The sequence below is a fragment of the Cryobacterium sp. genome, assembly GCF_026786305.1.
GTDB lineage: Bacteria > Actinomycetota > Actinomycetes > Actinomycetales > Microbacteriaceae > Cryobacterium.
The window spans coordinates 1-16580 of sequence record NZ_JAJAYI010000096.1; the positions used below are offsets into that span (position 1 = coordinate 1).

Below are 16580 nucleotides of genomic sequence, written 5' to 3' on the forward strand. Positions count from 1 at the left end.
ACGTCCACGGAGTCGTAGTGCTCAATCATGATTACTCCCGTCTCTGAACCGTTATGTTGGTCAGCGCCGCGGTATCGAGTCTCACATCCACGTTACGAATGGCCTGGGTTTCAGTACGGCCCCTATTAGCGATCACCTGACACCAGTCAAATCCGGTGACAACACCCCCCCGGATCATCAACGACTGGGGGCAATAATCAGGCCGGACCCGACGGGCCAACATCCCCGATAATCACACCATCCGGGGACATGAACAAGGTAACGGGGTCATTCGCCAACGAGGGCTGGGACGGAATTCTGGGCTGGTGGACCATTCGGTGCGAAGTGGCGACCAATCTGTCGGCCGAGTTGTTCCAGCAGTCGCCCCGCCTGGGTCATGCTGACCGCGAGATCCGGCTCCAGGGCAGTGAGCGGGTAGATTCGCTGAAATCCAGCCAGGTGCACTTCGCGGGGCTCCAGAGTGGTTCGACCGCACACAGCTATGACCGGGATTCCTGCTCGGGTGGCGGCCCGCGCGACGCCGACAGGGGTCTTGCCTGCGAGGCTTTGATGGTCGAGGCTACCTTCGCCCGTGATCACCAAATCCGCTCCAGCTAGGCGCCTGTTCAGCTCGGTGAACTCCAGGACGATGTCGATGCCTGGGCGTCGAGTGGCACCAAGCACCGTGAGGGCCGCGTAGCCCACTCCGCCCGCGGCGCCCGCACCAGCCGCGTTCGCGGCGTCCTTGGCCTGCGCGCCGAAGATCTCGCCGAGAACCGTGACGAAGTGCGCGAGCCCAGCTTCGAGGTCAAGAATGTCGGCGGGGGAGGCACCCTTTTGCGGGCCGAAGACTGCGGCGGCGCCGCGCGCGCCGAGGAGCGGATTGTCGACATCTGTGGCGAGCACGATGCTCGTCTCCCGCAGACGGTCATCCAGGCCTGACAGGTCGATGCGATCCAATCCGGCGAGAAAGCCGCCACCGCCCGGGATCTCGGCCCCGTCGGCGTGGAGGAACCGCGAGTCGAGGAAGCGGGCTCCGAGTCCGCGGAGCACCCCGGATCCGCCGTCGGTGCTTGCGCTGCCGCCGATGGCCAGGACGATGTGCCGGCATCCAGCGTCCAGCGCGGCGCGGATGAGTTCGCCGGTTCCTCGGCTGGTTGCGCTGAGCGGGGCCGGGATGCCGTCCGGGAGGACGCCGAGTCCGGAGGCGGCGGCCATTTCGATGACGGCTTCCGAACCGCGTACGGCGAATGCTGCCTGAATCAATCGTCCGGTCGGCCCGGTGACAGTCGCGGTGCGACGTTGAAAGCCTGCGCCGACGGCGGCATCGACGGTGCCTTCACCACCGTCGGCCACGGGAATAGAGAGTACGTCGATCGGGTAGCCGAGACTTGCGGCAGAAGTTCGAAGTCCCACAGCCAGATGCTGTGCGACCTCAGGCGCGGAGAGCGAACCCTTGAACTTGTCGGGGGCGATGACGACGCGCATGATGACGTCTAAACCCGAACCCTGAGGTTCGCGGTCGGCGCGTCTTCTTCGGTCACGGCGAGCTCTTCAAATTCGTTGACCGAGTCGATCTCGGCGGCGGCCATGGAGATATTGGTGATGCGTTCCAGAATCACTTCGACCACAATCGGCACCCGGTGCTCCTCCATCAGCGCGTGGGCCGCTTCAAAAGCCTGTCCGAGCAGGTTCGGGTCTTGCACACGGATGGCCTTGCAACCGAGTCCCTCGGCGACGGCAATGTGATCAACGCCGTATCCGTTGGTTTCGGGGGAGTTTATGTTCTCAAAAGCGAGGGAGACGTGGTGATCCATGTCGAAGCCGCGTTGCGCCTGGCGGATGAGTCCCAGGTAAGAGTTGTTCACAACGACATGGATGTAAGGCAGATTGAACTGGGCACCGACGGCGAGTTCTTCGATCATGAACTGAAAGTCGTAGTCGCCGGAGATCGCGACGACGGTGCCGTTGGGGTTGGCGCGGACTACGCCGAGGGCTGCGGGGAGGGTCCACCCGAGGGGTCCGGCCTGGGCCGCGTTGATCCACTTGCGAGGACCAAAGACATGCAAAAATTGGGCGGCGGCAATCTGCGACAGCCCGATGGTGCTCACGTAGACAGTGTCCTTGTCAAATGCCTTGTTCATCTCTTCGTATACCCGCTGGGGCTTAATCGGCATATTGTCGAAATGGGTCTTGCGGTGAAGCGTCGCGGTGCGCTCGGCGCACTCCGCTGCCCAGTCGGAGTAGTTCGGCAGGTTGCCGGCAGTGCTGCGTTCCCGGGCGAGCTCGAGCAGCCCGTCCAGCGCCGCACCGGCATCGGAGGTGATCCCGAGATGAGGCGCGAACACACGTCCGATCTGGGTCGGTTCGATGTCGATGTGCACGAAGGTGCGACCGGCAGTGTAGGTGTCCAGACCTCCCGTGTGGCGGTTCGCCCACCTGTTGCCGATCCCGATGACGAAGTCCGATGCCAGCAGGCTCGCGTTCCCGTAGCGGTGGGATGTCTGCAGGCCGACCAGTCCCGCCATGAGCGGGTGGTCGTCGGGAATCGCTCCCCAGCCCATGAGGGTAGGCACGACTGGAACGCCGAGGGTCTCGGCGAGTTCGACCAGCTGCGCGGACGCGTTCGCGTTGATGACGCCGCCACCGGCGATGATGAGAGGCCGTTCGGAGGCCGTGAGGAGGTTGAGGGCCTTCTGCAGCTGGGTGCGGTTGGCCCTGGGCTTTTCGACGGGCAGGGGCTCGTAGGCGTCGATGTCGAATTCGATCTGGGCAAGCTGCACGTCGATTGGAAGATCAAGGAGCACTGGTCCGGGTCGTCCCGAGCGCATGAGCTGGAACGCCTTTTGGAAAGCGCCGGGGATCTGGCCGGGTTCGCGGACAGTCATGGCGAGCTTGGTGACGGGCTTGGCGATGGACTCGATGTCCACAGCCTGGAAGTCCTCCTTGTGCAGCTTCGCGACGGGGGCTTGCCCGGTGATGCACAGGATTGGAATGGAGTCGGCCCAGGCGGCGTAGAGGCCGGTGATCATGTCGGTGCCGGCGGGGCCGGATGTACCGATGCAGATGCCGATATTGCCTGCGACCGCTCGGGAGAACCCGTCGGCCATGTGGGAAGCGCCCTCCATGTGGCGGGCGAGCGTGTGGCGGATACCGCCGTGGGCTTTCATCGCTGAGTAGAACGGGTTGATGGCCGCACCTGGAAGGCCGAATGCCTCGGTGGCCCTTTCCTTTTCCAGGATCAGAACGGCGGCGTCTACAGTGCGCATTTTAGTCATGAGGTGGTACTCCTTCGAAGAGATTCTGCGGTTTCCATCAGGGCCGGATGCCGTCGATTAGGGGAGGGTGCCCCTATGTTTTTGTCAAGTGGCGAGAGCGTGCTTTTTCGGTTCGTTCTCGTAGAGGGTGCCGGCGCGCGGCTAGCTGCGGCCGGAGAGATGGAGGACCTGCTTGAACAGTCCCGAGTGGTCGAGTGCGCCATCGCCCTGGTTGACGGTGGCGGCGACCAGCTGTGCGACGACGGCACCGAGGGGGATGATGACGCCCGCTTCGCGGGAAGCGGCCGTAACGATGCCCAGGTCCTTGTGATGAAGGGCGAGGCGGAAACCAGGCTCGAAGTCGCGCTTGACCATCTTCGTGCCCTTCTGCTCAAGAACCTTGGACCCCGCCAGGCCTCCGCCGAGGACGGTCAGCGCGGCGTCGAGGTCGACCCCGTGTGCTTCGAGGAAGGCGATCGCTTCGGCGAGAACCTCGATGTTGGCGGCGACGATGAGCTGATTGGCTGCCTTGACTGTTTGTCCGGAGCCTGATGGTCCGACGTGGACGATGGTCTTCCCGACCGCGCCGAGGACATCCTGGGCGGCATCGAAGTCGGCGGAATCTCCGCCGACCATGATCGACAGCACCCCGTCGATGGCTCCCTGCTCACCGCCGGAGACGGGCGCATCGAGCGGCCGCAACCCGGCAGTCGCAGCGTTCTCGGCGAGCCGCTTCGCGACGTCGGGACGGATGGTGCTGGCGTCGATCCAGAGCGTGCCGGGGGCTGCGGTGGCGAAGACGCCGTCCGAACCGCTGACGACGCCTTCGACGTCGGGGGAGTCGGGCACCATAGTGATGACGACATCTGCGCCCCGGGCTGCCTCGGCGACACTCGTTGCGCCGTGTCCGCCGGCCGTGATGAGGGCGTCAAGGCGTGCTGGGCTGCGGTTGAAACCCGTGACGGTGTGTCCAGCCTTGACGAGGTTGATGGCCATGGGCAGGCCCATGATGCCGAGCCCGATGACAGAGACGTTGCTCATTGCTCTTCCTTTTCTCGCGTTAGAGGGGTGCGCGCTGCGCGCGGGATCCAGTCGAAGGCGGTATCCGTCAACTGTTTGTACTCCAGGCCGATGAACCCCTCGTAGCCAAGTTCGCGGCTGCGAGCGATCCATGCGTCGAGGTGGAGTTCGCCGGTACCGGGAGCACCGCGACCGGGGTTGTCGGCGATCTGGATGTGGCCGAACTCCGCGGCGTGCTCTTCGATGACCGCGGCAACGTCGTCGCCGTTGACGGCGAGGTGGTAGAAGTCGGCCAGCAGCTTTACGTTCTCCGCGGCGGAGGCCGCTGCGACCCGACCGATCACCCGGAGCGCGTCATCGGCGGTCAGCAGGGGGTAATCGGGGGCGCCACTGACCGGCTCCAGCAGCACTGTTCCGCCGATCCGGGCGACGGCCGCTGCGGCGATCGAGAGGTTCTCGACGGCGGTCTCGTCTTGAGCCTCCGGCGCCTCCTCGGCGATACGGTTGCCGTAGAGGGCATTGAAGGAGCGGCAACCGAGCTTCTCACCGATCGCGACGACCACGTCGATGTTGTCGCGGAACTCGGATGAGCGCGCGGGCCAGGAGACAAGCCCGCGGTCGCCGCCGGGCATGTCTCCGGCGAAGAAGTTGAGACCGGTGAGCTGCACCCCCGCGTCAGTGATCGCGCTCTCGAATCGAGCGATGTCGGCGTCATCCGGCACAGCGGTGCTGAATGGCCACCAGAACTCCACCGCTGGGAATCCCGCCTGCTGCGCGCGCGCGGGGCGCTCAAGCAGGGGGAACTCCGTGAGGAGCGTAGAGCAGTTCACCGTGTATGACATTGGACATCCCTTCGTCAGCGACTGTCACTATTGGAAGATTCCGAATCGTGGAAGTTACTTCTTGCCTGGTGGAAATTCTAAGTGAAGAGCACTCAAGGCGTCAACCTCTGTCCGCGCATTGCTTCCGCAATGCGGATAGAATATGTCACAAGTAGAGAATCGGAGTTTAGGCATGGCGGAAAAGGCGAGCGGTCGTGTGCAGTCGGTCGAGCGAGTGTTCGAGCTGTTGGAGCTGATCACGAGCGCACGTGAAGAGGTGTCCCTCTCGCAGCTCGCTGAGGCTGCCGAACTGCCGCTGCCCACCATCCACCGGCTCCTGCGCACCCTGATGCCTCTGGGCTACGTGCGCCAGCTCCCGAACCGGCGCTATGGACTTGGGCCGCGACTCATCCGAATGGGGGAGGTCGCTAGCCGACAACTTGGCGCGTGGGCGCGACCGCACCTGGCGAGTGTGGTCGAGCAACTCGGTGAGACGGCGAACATGGCGATCTTGGACGGCGACATGGCCACCTACGTTGCCCAGGTGCCGTCCGCGCACTCCATGCGTATGTTCACCGAAGTGGGCCGCCGAGTCCATACGCACGCTTCGGGCGTCGGCAAAGCAATACTGGCTCAGTTGGACGACGCGCAGGTGCGAGGGATCGTCGCTCGTGCAGGAATGCCAACGCCGACCATGCACAGCATCGCCGACATCGACCGCCTGCTTGAGGACCTTTCCCGAATTCGAACGCGCGGCTACTCCATCGACGACAACGAGCAGGAACTCGGCGTGCGATGCTTCGCGGTAGCGGTACCCGGAATGCCGAGCCTGACCGCGATTTCGGTCTCAGGCCCGCTCACCCGCGTCGATGAGCATTTCGCCGAGCGTGCCATCCCCATCCTCACACACACCGCTGAGTTGATCGCTTCCGACGTCGAGAATGCCTATAGGGGCTCCTGACAGCGCCTTCGGCCCGCGACGGGACGAAAGAAATCACGAGATTGTGACGCGCCGCGGACCCTAGCTATTCCGTTATGTGGAATTTCGGTTTCAAAATTCTCTGTTTGCTGAGATACTGGCTCTGGACGCAGTCGGCCACGGAGTACCGCCCGGATGAATCGGTCGGGTGTTTTGGCTGCGACTGCCGCGGCGAGCAATCCCACGGTTTTCTTACCCACGGGTTCACTCCGACGGCGTTGCCGCCGGGGTTGTGACCCACGACGCCAAGGAGTCCACCAGTGAGCACACCCCTGTCAACGCAGACGACCGATTTGAGTGGGCGGGTTCGTCGAGCGGATCTGGACATCGCGACCGCGTTCGTTGAATTCGTCGAGAACGAGGCCCTCGAGGGGACCGGCATTCGAGCCGACGCCTTCTGGCAGGGGCTCAGTGTGCTGATCCGTGACCTCACACCGAGAAACCGCGAACTTCTGCGTCGGAGGGAGGAGTTGCAGGCCCGGCTCGATGCCTTCCACCAGACCAACCCTGGTCAGCCGGATCCCGCCTCATATCGGGCGTTCCTGACGGAAATTGGGTACCTTGTCGACGAACCGTCTGATTTCAGCATCACCACCTCGAACGTCGATGTGGAAATCGCCTCACAGGCAGGTCCGCAACTCGTCGTACCACTTCTCAACGCGCGGTTCGCCGTTAACGCTGCCAATGCGCGGTGGGGTTCGCTCTACGACGCGCTCTACGGGACCGACGCGATCGCCATAGACGGCGAAACCGCCCGCGGGAGCACTTATAACCACGCGCGCGGTCAGCAGGTAATCGCCCGTGGGCGCGCCCTGCTCGACCAAGCCGTCCCGCTCCAAGCAGGCTCACACGGCGACGCCGTGGAGTATCGTATCGGCGACGGTACCCTCGTAGTCACCTTGATGGACGGCTCGCGCACTGCTCTCGCGGAGCTGTCAGCACTCATCGGCTACACCGGGGATTCTTCAGCGCCGGCATCGGTCCTCTTCCGTCACCACGGCCTGCATCTCGACGTGATCATCGACCGGGACGGGGCGATCGGCAGCACCGACCCTGCCGGGATTCAAGACATTGTGCTCGAGTCCGCAGTGACGACAATCATGGATCTCGAGGACTCGGTCGCCGCGGTCGATGCCGAAGATAAGGTTCTCGGATACCGAAACTGGCGGGAGCTCATGCGTGGCACGCTTAGCGAAACCGTCAGCAAGAGCGGCGGCACATTCATGCGAACGATGAACGGCGACCGGGTTTATACCGCGCCGGACGGTGGCGCCGTGACGTTGCACGGTAGGGCTCTTCTTTTGGTGCGCACCGTCGGCCACCTGATGACCACCGACACGGTGCGCGATGCCGCCGGCGACGAGGTGTTCGAAGGCATCCTTGATGCGGTGGTAACCACACTCGGTTCGTTCCCCGATCTTGCCGGAGAAGCCCGCGGCGGCAACTCGCGTGCCGGCTCGATGTACATCGTCAAACCAAAAATGCACGGTCCCGATGAAGTCGCGTTCACCGTCGATCTCTTTGGGCGGGTTGAGCAGCTCCTCGGCCTGCCATCACGCACGCTGAAGGTGGGCATCATGGACGAAGAGCGGCGCACCACGGTCAATTTGCGCGCCTGCATCGACGCAGCGTCCGATCGAATCGTCTTCATCAACACCGGATTCCTTGATCGCACCGGCGACGAGATCCACACGTCCATGCACGCAGGCGCAGTGGTCGCCAAGGGGGCGATGCGCTCTCAGCCCTTCATGGCCGCATACGAGAACGCGAACGTGGACGCTGGACTCTCGGCGGGATTCCCCGGGCGGGCCCAGATCGGTAAGGGCATGTGGGCTATGCCCGATCTCATGCACGACATGCTTGAGCAGAAGGTCGTGCATCCCCGGTCCGGTGCGACCACAGCGTGGGTGCCGTCTCCGACGGCCGCCACGCTGCACGCTATCCACTATCACGAAGTTGACGTGGCCGAACGTCAGCGGGAAGTCGGCAAGCGGGTGCGCCAGGCGCTCGACCCGATCCTCGTTATCCCGCTCGCCGAACAGAAACCCGGTGACGAACGCCTGACTGAGCTCGACAACAACGTTCAGTCGATCCTCGGCTATGTCGTCCGATGGGTCGACCAGGGAGTCGGGTGTTCCAAGGTCCCGGACATCCATGGTGTTGGGCTCATGGAAGACCGAGCGACACTGCGCATCTCCAGTCAACTCCTGGCGAATTGGCTAGCCCACGACGTCATCACCGAGTCGGAGGTGGACGCGAGCCTCGTGCGGCTCGCGGCCGTTGTCGATAGGCAAAACGCGGACGTCCCCTTCTATGAAACCCTAATCGGTCCGGCCGGTCCGGGCCTCGCCTTTCAGGCGGCCCGGCAGCTCATCATCGAGGGGGCGTCCTCGCCGAGCGGCTACACCGAGCCCATCCTGCACCGGATCCGGCGTGCCAAGAAGGCTCAGCAGGCGTAAGCGAGACGGCGCGCAGGAACGGAGACTGAGGAATCGGGTGTAGGCACAGGCGTGCCGTGCCGGCGAGGTGACGGTCAATGCGTCGATCGGTGGCCGTGTTGACGCGTTCCAGCTCTCTCGAATGCTGACGTGAACCTCTTCCGCTCTGCCGACGTCCTGCTTTCTTTCATCGAAGCCGGCCCGCACGATGAGCGTCGGGCACCACTTTCAGCCGGGCGCAAGTCATTCGGCTACGGCCGCGGACTCGGCCAATGTGGCTGAGGTTGGAGTCCGTTGGGTCGACGTCCGTTGGGTCGACGCCGTGTGTCGACGCCGTGGTTCGTCGGGGAAAGTTTACGGCGACTCCAGCCACCCGCTGATTGCGCTGCGCGGTCGGTGCCGCTCTCGACGCTCTCGAGGCCGAAGCAGTCGTCGTCCCATGCCACGCTGAGGTCGTCGTGGACTGTCTTGGGACAGTGGCAGTGACCGCACCATTTCGCACCAGGCGTCGTGATGCGCCAGGCGATGATGTGAGCTGCAGCGTGACCTGAGCCTAAAGATGCCACATCCATTGACCGTGAGCGTCGACCGCGTTTAGAATTGCGTCCACAAGACAGAAATAAAATTCCATCATACGAAACTTGGTCAGAGAGGACCTAATCGTGGACAATCTTGCTGTGCTCAGCCTTCTAGCGCTGGCACCAATTCTGGTGGTGGGTGTACTGCTCGCTGGATTTCGCTGGCCCGCCAAATATGCCATGCCGTTGGGCTATGTCATCGCCGTAATCGTGGCCCTCACAGTCTGGAAAATGGACATTCGGGGAGTTGCCGCTGCTTCCCTTGAGGGTGTCATCACTGCCGCGACCCTGCTCTACATCGTCTTCGGGGCACTCCTGCTGCTCTCGACACTCACGGTCGGAGGGGCGATGGCTACCATTCGGGCGGGCTTCAACAACATCTCACCGGACCGTCGGATCCAGGCGATCATCATCGGCTGGCTCTTCGGTAGTTTCATTGAGGGTGCCTCGGGCTTCGGCACGCCGGCAGCCGTCATTGCGCCGTTGCTGCTCGCCCTGGGGTTTCCTGCAATGGCCGCCGTCATGGTGGGCCTCATAATTCAAAGCACACCGGTGAGCTTCGGTGCGGTGGGAACGCCCATCATTGTGGGAGTCGGCGGTGGTCTCGGCGGTGACCCGGCGGTAGCGGAACGTATATCCGTACTCGGTGTCACGATGCCCGAGTTCGTGGCGTCGATTGGATTCCAGGTGGCATTTATGCATGCGATTGTGGGGATACTCATTCCGCTCATTCTGGTCTGCATGCTCACGGGATTCTTCGGACCAGAGCGCAAATTCCGAGACGGGTTGGCGATCTGGCCGTTTGCGATCTACGCCTCGCTCGCGATGACCGTGCCGTCCGTTCTCGTAGCCCGGTTTCTCGGGCCGGAATTCCCTTCGCTGTTTGGTGGCCTTTTCGGGTTGATACTCGTGATGTTCACCTCGAGCCGTGGGTTTCTCATGCCCAAGAGGATCTTCGACTTTGGCCCACGCGCCAGTTGGAGCCCGCGGTGGATGGGGACGATGGAACCCGCGAAAGCGGCGTCCGACGGAACCGAGAAACGGATGAGCATCGTGAGCGCATGGGCTCCCTACGTTCTCATGGCCGTGCTGCTTGTCGGCAGCCGGGTTATCGCTCCGGTGAAAGAGATTCTCACCGGCGTCGCGATTCCGTTCAACAACATCCTGGGCACCGACATTTCCACGGCAGTGCAGCCCTTCTACTCTCCAGCGTTTCTGTTGATCCTGGCGGCGCTCTTCGCCTACCCACTCCATCGAATGAGTGGCAAACAGATTCGCGAGACATGGAAGGTTTCCGGCAGACAGCTTGCGGGAACCGCCGTGGCGTTACTCTTTGCGGTACCTCTGGTGCGTGTGCTGATCCAATCGGGACCCGACCTCAACGCTTCGGGTCTCTCAAGCATGCCTGTGACGCTGGCCGAGGGAGCGGCGGCCATCTCCGGAAGTGCGTGGCCTTTCATTGCGCCTTTCATTGGCGCACTCGGCGCATTCGTGGCCGGTTCCAACACGGTGTCGAACCTCACGTTCTCGCAGTTCCAGTTCTCCACGGGCAATGCCATTGGAGTCAGCCCGGAGCAGGTCGTTGCCGCGCAGGCGGTGGGTGGTGCCGGCGGCAACCCGATCGCCATTCACAACATCGTCGCAGCTTCTGCGACGGTTGGCCTGCTGGGGCGCGAGGGAGATCTGTTACGCAAGACGTTCCTCGTCACCCTCTATTACTGCGTGGCTGCCGGGTCGCTGTCGCTCATATTCATCTACGGCCTCGGATTCAACCTCGGCACGATCATGCTCGCAGTGCTCGTGATCGCCTTGGCCCTCATTGTGCGCTGGATGCTGCGCCAGAAGGCGGCGGTTCTCTCACCAGAACCCAGCGCGTCTAGCGTCACCGCAGAACGGCCCTGACGCACAAGGGGGCGACAGTGGATGCGCCGCTGCCGCCCCTTCTAGTGTCGCCAGGTCAGCGCCGGCAGATCTATGCCGAGTAGTTCGAGAGCGCGCGTAGAGCGTGACGGTGTTAGGGGTCAGGTTCAGCTCGCACGTGCCGCGTGCTGAGGGTCCGGTGGGCTAGAACGCCCCCACTTGGATCTGTTGTCGAACGCCTCGACCGGCCGCCTGGGAACGCCTGCGACACATTTATTCCACAATCTGGAAAAATACTTTCATTTTAATGCTGACTGATGGTAGATTGCTTTTATTCCCGGTCAAGAAAGGACCGCTCCAGATGATTCGCAATGACGCGCAAACCCTCGACGACCTCGTGAGCTCGCTACCACCAGGAAGTGTTATTACCGACCCGGCCAGCATGGATGCGTATCGTTGGGATCGAGCCAATGATCCCAATGCTGGTATCCCTCTCGCTGTCGTCCGTGTCACTTCGACCGAAGAAGTGCAGACCGTGGTGCGGTACGCCGCTGAAACGGGAACGCCTGTCGTCCCGCGCGGTGCCGGCTCGGGTCTCTCCGGAGGGAGCACCGCTGTCCAGGGAGGAATCGTCCTCTCTCTAGATCGCATGAAGAGCATTGAGATTGATCCGGTTACACGCACGGCCGTGGCCGGGCCAGGGGCGTTCAACGCTGAGGTGAAAGCCGCTGCGGCAGCTCACGGGCTGTGGTATCCGCCGGACCCGTCCTCGTACGAGATCTGCTCGATTGGCGGAAACGTCGCTACGAACGCCGGAGGCCTGTGCTGTGTAAAGTACGGGGTCACCACCGACTACGTACTCGGAATGACCGTCGTCCTCGGCGACGGCCGGGCTGTCCGGCTTGGCGGGGCGCGACTGAAGGATGTCGCCGGACTCTCTCTGACGAAGCTTTTCGTCGGGAGCGAGGGCACGCTCGGGGTAATCACGGAGGTTCTGTTGCGGCTCATCCCGGAGCAGAGACAGCCGACCACTCTAGTCGCCACGTTCCCGACCCTGGGCAGTGCGACCGACGCCGTTCTCGCGATCACGCGCTCGATGCGTCCCTCGATGCTCGAATTTATGGACCGCGTCACGATCAACGCCGTCGAGGACACCACTCGGATGGGACTCGACCGGGACGCGGCCGCGATGCTCATCGCTCAGTCTGACGAGCCTGCCGGACACGCCGCCGTGGAGATTGGCCTCATTGAGGACATCTGCAACCAGCACGGCGCAACCGAGTGCTACTCCACCGACGACCCTGATGAGGGCGAAGCGTTCATCGTGGCCAGGCGCATGGCGATCCCGGCCGTGGAGAAGCTCGGTGCACTGCTCCTGGAAGACGTCGGCGTACCGCTACCGCGCCTCGGCGACCTCGTCAGCGGAATCGAACAGATCAGCAAGAACCGTGACGTCACCATCGCCGTCATCGCACACGCCGGCGATGGCAACACGCACCCGTTGCTCCTGCTGGACCCGACGGACGACTTGCAACGGCAGCGCGCACACATCGCCTACGGCGAAGTGATGGATCTCGCTATCCAGCTGGGCGGCACGATCACCGGCGAACACGGCGTCGGTCGGCTGAAGCTCCCCTGGCTGGCCGAATACCTCGGTGAGGATGTCCTCGAACTCAACCACCGAATCAAGAAGGCGCTAGACCCTCAAGGCATCCTCAACCCGGGAGCCGTCTTCGAACACCGCGAGGCACGCTAATGACGCACCACCTCGAGATCCCGACGATCGCCTACGAGACGGCTGCACGCGCAGTCGCTCTCGCGATTGAGGAAGGTGCCAAGGTGGGCGTACGTGTCTCTGCGACCGTCGTCGATCCGAGCCTTGCCCTGGTGGCTTACGGGCGCGCTGACGGCACGACCCCGCACAGTGTTGAGACCAGCCGGCGCAAGGCGAACACCGGCGGCTCGACGCGCCGCCCGAGTGCGCTCCTGCCTCCCGAACTTGCGGTCGCGCTCGAGCACGGCAGCGGCGGCCTGCTGACGAACGTCGCCGGGGGAGTGCCCCTCGGCTTCGACGGGCTGCACACCGGCGGTCTCGGCGTCGCAGGAGGCGCACCGCACCAAGACGCCCAAATCGCGGCCGCCGTCCTCAAGGCGCTCGGCGCTGACCCTGTTCCGGTAGACGCGTAGTTGCCGGCGGTACCCCCGCCGCTATTGCCAGCAGCACGCACACACGCGCTGGCCCCCACGACACTTCAAGGTAGCAAGAGATGGGAGGGTCCAGAATGAAGATCGTAGTTCTGGTGAAAGAGGTGCCCGACACCTATGCGGAACGCCGGCTGAACCTGGAGACCGGGCTCGCTGATCGCGAGGCCAATGACCGTGTTCTCGACGAGATCGGCGAGCGCGCGGTCGAAGTCGCCGTCTCCTACGCCGAGTCCCACCCCGACACCGAAGTCACGGTCCTGACGATTGGGCCACAAGCCGTTCCGACTTCCCTCCGAAAGGCCCTCGCCATGGGAGCCACCAGCGGGTTCCACGTACTTGATGACGCATTGCGCGGTGCCGATTTGACGCTCACGGCGGAGGCCCTCGCGAAAGCGGCCGAACGCATCGGCTTCGATCTCATCATCGCAGGCGATGTATCCACGGACGGCAACGCTGGAGTGATTCCTGCCATGCTCGCAGAGCGCCTCGGCATTGCCCACGCCACAGCTCTGAATAGCCTTGAGATTTCTGAGACGGATATTGGCGGAGAACGAGAGACTAGCGGCGGAACGATCACCCTTACCGCCTCATTGCCGGCCATCGTTTCAATCACCGAGAGGCATCCCGACGCTCGTTTCCCGGGCTTCAAGGGCATCATGGCGTCGAAGAAGAAATCGATCGTCACCGTCGACCTCGCGGACCTCAATATCGACTCGGATGCCGATCTTCCCCGATCGATAGTAGTCGCCGTCTCGGCGAGGCCCGCCCGAAGCGCGGGCCTCAAGATCGTCGACGAAGGCAACGCGGGCCAGCAGCTCGCGGAGTACCTCGTCCAGAACCGGTTGGTGTGAAATGACTGAGCTTACTATTGACCCTATTCTCGTCCTTCTCGACGTATCGTCCACGGGTGAACTCGCCACCAGCGCGGCCGAACTGCTGGGTGCCGCCGCACGAATCGGCACCCCGGTCGCGGTCATCATCACTCGCCCCGGGCACGGCCAGGATGCCGCAATGGCAGCCGGTGTGCAGGGCGCCCAGCGAGTCTTGGTTGCCGAAACACCTGAGGTGGACTCGGTGTTGGCCGCTCACATTGTCGACGGACTTGTCTTAGCGTACGAACGCGTGAACCCGTCCGCGGTTCTGATCTCCAACTCGATCGAGGGTCGCGATGTCGCCGGCCGTTTTGCAGTCCGCACCCAGAACGCGCTTGCGGTGGACGCCGTCGGTGTCGACTGTGACGACGAGGGGATCATCGTCCACCATTCTGTCTACGGCGGAGCCTACGACGTGGACTCAGCGGTCACGTTCGGCACACCGGTGGTCACGATCAGGGAAGGCGGAGTCGAGGACCGCGCCGCTGCAGCGAACCCGATAATCGAATCTCTCGAGTACGTCGGAACCGGCCGCCGAGCGGCGACGATCGTGTCTTTCGCCCCGGAGCCGGCGAAATCGTCTCGCCCATCACTTCGTGGCGCAACCCGCGTGGTTGCCGGGGGCCGCGGTGTGGGTTCCGCCGAGGATTTCGCCCTGGTCGAACAACTTGCCGATGTCCTCGGGGCTGCCGTGGGAGCCTCCCGAGTTGCCGTCGATTCCGGGTACGTGCCGCATTCGTATCAGGTCGGTCAGACCGGCGTATCCGTCTCGCCGCAGCTTTACATCGCGCTGGGGATATCGGGCGCGATTCAACACCGTGCCGGAATGCAGACCGCGAAAACGATCGTCGCGATCAACAAGGATCCTGAAGCGCTGATCTTCGAGATCGCCGACTTCGGCGTGGTTGGTGACCTCTTCACCGTTGTGCCGCAGCTGGTTTCCGCCCTGATCGCGACAAAGGACTAAGGACCGTGGCTTCCCCCCAGACAGCGCGCCTCCAACGCCGAGGGCTGCCCCGAGTCAGTGGCGGGCAACCATGGCCACCCCTCCGCGCAGACCACGCTCCGCTCGATACCGCACAGGTCTCCGCTATCGGAGCCTCGGCCGCGACCGAAGCTGTCCCTTCGGGGGCGGATTCAGCCTGGGGTGCAGTCCGTCGCGTTCGCCGCGGACTGCCACGAGTCGCCGGTGGCGATCCGTGGCCCGACCAGTACGCGCCAATGCCCATAGCAACCGGCGCTGACACCTCCTGTGTGGAGGAGGCCGAGCCGCCCACGACCGTTGCCACGACCGTTGCCTCGACAGTGCCAGCAGTCGAGAACAGCATCGTGACGAGTAGTACGGTTGCTTCTGCCCGACCACCTGTATCGCCTCGGCCTGATCACGACGACGCTGATGTAGTGCTGCAGCGTCGCGGGCTGGCCAGGACTCCCGGAGGGGATCCCTGGCCACCGCGTCGAGCCGTTCCCACGATCACCCCCGCACCGGTGGCCGACGAACCGGCACCCACCATCACGGCAGCAGAGCCGATCGTCGCGCCCGAAACGAACGCGAAACCGGGGCCGCCTAGTCGCTCGTACCGTCTCCCACCCCGGGAACCACGTCGCGAGCGGCGCCGCTTCCGCGGCCGCACTCTCCCACAGTGGGCGGGCATCGCAGTCATGGGAGGAGGCAGCCTCCTTGGGCTCGGAGCGTTAGCCGTGCTGATCGTGCGGTGGCTGCTCACCACTGATCCCCTGCAGAGCTTCCTCACCGACTATCCAGGTGAATATCATCTGCCCGAGTGGGCGCCCGTGGGCATCCCGTGGTGGCTGAGCTGGGCGCACTTCTTCAACGTGTTCCTGCTGGTGCTCGTCATCCGCTCGGGCTTCCGGATCCGCACTGAGACGCGACCGACAGTCTTCTGGACGCCCAAATGGAACCCGGAGCGAAAGATAAGCCTGACGATCTGGTTCCACCAGTCCCTTGACCTGCTGTGGCTGCTCAACGGCGCCATCTTCGTGGTGCTGCTTCTCGCCACCGGGCAATGGGTACGGATCGTGCCGACCAGCTGGGAGGTGTTCCCAAACGCACTCTCAGCCGGGCTGCAGTACGTGTCGCTTGACTGGCCCACTGAGAACGGCTGGGTCAACTACAACAGTCTGCAACAGCTGACCTACTTCGCTACAGTATTCCTCGCCGCACCCCTAGCGGCCGCGACGGGTGTTCGAATGTCGGGACTGTGGCCAAAAAACACTCCGCGGCTGAACAGGGTCTACACGATCGAGATGGCACGCGCGATCCACTTCCCGGTGATGCTCTACTTCGTGGTCTTCATCATCTTCCATGTCACCCTGGTCCTCGCCACCGGTGCGCTGCGGAACCTGAATCACATGTACGCCGGACAGGACGTCGTGAACTGGACGGGATTCTGGATTTTCGCCGCCTCGCTCCTCGTCATTGCCGGCAGCATTTTCGCCGCACGACCACTCGTCATCGCCCCCATCGCATCCTTGTTCGGTCGCGTCGGCCGCTAGAGGGCTCCTGATTAGTCTGGTGCACTCAGTCGCACCTGCGGCCGGTGTCGGGGT

The 16580-nt window shown here is 63.5% G+C and carries 12 protein-coding genes; 8 read left to right on the forward strand and 4 right to left on the reverse strand.

Going from position 1 to position 16580, the window contains the following annotated elements; translation table 11 throughout:
* Positions 1-267: 267 nt before the first annotated feature.
* The 4 genes from LH475_RS12210 to LH475_RS12225 all read right to left on the reverse strand — a co-directional run bounded on the left by LH475_RS12210 (position 268) and on the right by LH475_RS12225 (position 5098).
* On the reverse strand, positions 268-1467 hold the full coding sequence (locus LH475_RS12210; protein ID WP_196842667.1) for a glycerate kinase: 1200 nt from the start codon (positions 1465-1467) through the stop codon (positions 268-270).
* Between the two features lie 8 nt (positions 1468-1475).
* Positions 1476-3257 carry a glyoxylate carboligase gene (gcl, locus tag LH475_RS12215; RefSeq protein ID WP_196842668.1) on the reverse strand — a complete coding sequence of 594 codons (1782 nt, stop codon included), beginning with the start codon at positions 3255-3257 and terminating at the stop codon, positions 1476-1478.
* A 141-nt stretch (positions 3258-3398) separates the two neighbouring features.
* The gene (locus LH475_RS12220; RefSeq protein ID WP_196842669.1) at positions 3399-4277 is read right to left on the reverse strand and encodes a 2-hydroxy-3-oxopropionate reductase; all 879 of its coding nucleotides are present in this window, start codon (positions 4275-4277) and stop codon (positions 3399-3401) included.
* A complete protein-coding gene (locus LH475_RS12225) occupies positions 4274-5098 on the reverse strand; it encodes a TIM barrel protein (RefSeq protein WP_297414281.1) in 825 nt (274 codons plus the stop codon). Before LH475_RS12225 ends, LH475_RS12220 begins: the two co-directional genes overlap by 4 nt.
* Before the next feature lie 172 nt (positions 5099-5270).
* Here LH475_RS12225 and LH475_RS12230 point away from each other — a divergent pair, with 172 nt between their 5' ends.
* The 8 genes from LH475_RS12230 to LH475_RS12265 all read left to right on the forward strand — a co-directional run bounded on the left by LH475_RS12230 (position 5271) and on the right by LH475_RS12265 (position 16526).
* Positions 5271-6038, forward strand: a complete 768-nt coding sequence (locus LH475_RS12230; RefSeq protein ID WP_196842671.1) for an IclR family transcriptional regulator — start codon at positions 5271-5273, stop codon at positions 6036-6038.
* 311 nt (positions 6039-6349) lie between these two features.
* Positions 6350-8515 carry a malate synthase G gene (locus LH475_RS12235; RefSeq protein WP_196842767.1) on the forward strand — a complete coding sequence of 722 codons (2166 nt, stop codon included), beginning with the start codon at positions 6350-6352 and terminating at the stop codon, positions 8513-8515.
* A 641-nt stretch (positions 8516-9156) separates the two neighbouring features.
* Entirely contained in the window at positions 9157-10974 is a 1818-nt protein-coding gene (locus LH475_RS12240; protein ID WP_196842672.1) for an L-lactate permease, read from the forward strand.
* A gap of 400 nt (positions 10975-11374) precedes the next feature.
* Positions 11375-12688, forward strand: a complete 1314-nt coding sequence (locus tag LH475_RS12245; RefSeq protein ID WP_297414397.1) for an FAD-linked oxidase C-terminal domain-containing protein — start codon at positions 11375-11377, stop codon at positions 12686-12688.
* The gene (locus LH475_RS12250) at positions 12688-13119 is read left to right on the forward strand and encodes a heme-binding protein (RefSeq protein WP_196842674.1); all 432 of its coding nucleotides are present in this window, start codon (positions 12688-12690) and stop codon (positions 13117-13119) included. Before LH475_RS12245 ends, LH475_RS12250 begins: the two co-directional genes overlap by 1 nt.
* Before the next feature lie 95 nt (positions 13120-13214).
* Positions 13215-13988, forward strand: coding sequence for an electron transfer flavoprotein subunit beta/FixA family protein (locus tag LH475_RS12255; protein WP_196842675.1), 774 nt, complete (start codon positions 13215-13217; stop codon positions 13986-13988).
* Position 13989: 1 nt separating this feature from the next.
* Positions 13990-14976 (forward strand): electron transfer flavoprotein subunit alpha/FixB family protein, encoded by a 987-nt coding sequence (locus LH475_RS12260; protein WP_196842676.1) that lies wholly within the window; start codon positions 13990-13992, stop codon positions 14974-14976.
* Between the two features lie 734 nt (positions 14977-15710).
* Complete coding sequence (locus tag LH475_RS12265) at positions 15711-16526, forward strand: cytochrome b/b6 domain-containing protein (RefSeq protein WP_297414287.1); 816 nt, start codon at positions 15711-15713, stop codon at positions 16524-16526.
* Positions 16527-16580: the final 54 nt, after the last annotated feature.

Coding starts and splice junctions, on each gene's coding strand:
- LH475_RS12210 (WP_196842667.1), bottom strand. CDS start 1,467: ATGCGCGTCGTCATCGCCCCCGACAAGTTCAAGGGTTCGCTCTCCGCG.
- LH475_RS12245 (WP_297414397.1), top strand. CDS start 11,375: ATGGATGCGTATCGTTGGGATCGAGCCAATGATCCCAATGCTGGTATC.
- LH475_RS12260 (WP_196842676.1), top strand. CDS start 13,990: ATGACTGAGCTTACTATTGACCCTATTCTCGTCCTTCTCGACGTATCG.
- LH475_RS12220 (WP_196842669.1), bottom strand. CDS start 4,277: ATGAGCAACGTCTCTGTCATCGGGCTCGGCATCATGGGCCTGCCCATG.
- LH475_RS12230 (WP_196842671.1), top strand. CDS start 5,271: ATGGCGGAAAAGGCGAGCGGTCGTGTGCAGTCGGTCGAGCGAGTGTTC.
- LH475_RS12255 (WP_196842675.1), top strand. CDS start 13,215: ATGAAGATCGTAGTTCTGGTGAAAGAGGTGCCCGACACCTATGCGGAA.
- LH475_RS12225 (WP_297414281.1), bottom strand. CDS start 5,098: ATGTCATACACGGTGAACTGCTCTACGCTCCTCACGGAGTTCCCCCTG.
- gcl (WP_196842668.1), bottom strand. CDS start 3,257: ATGACTAAAATGCGCACTGTAGACGCCGCCGTTCTGATCCTGGAAAAG.
- LH475_RS12250 (WP_196842674.1), top strand. CDS start 12,688: ATGACGCACCACCTCGAGATCCCGACGATCGCCTACGAGACGGCTGCA.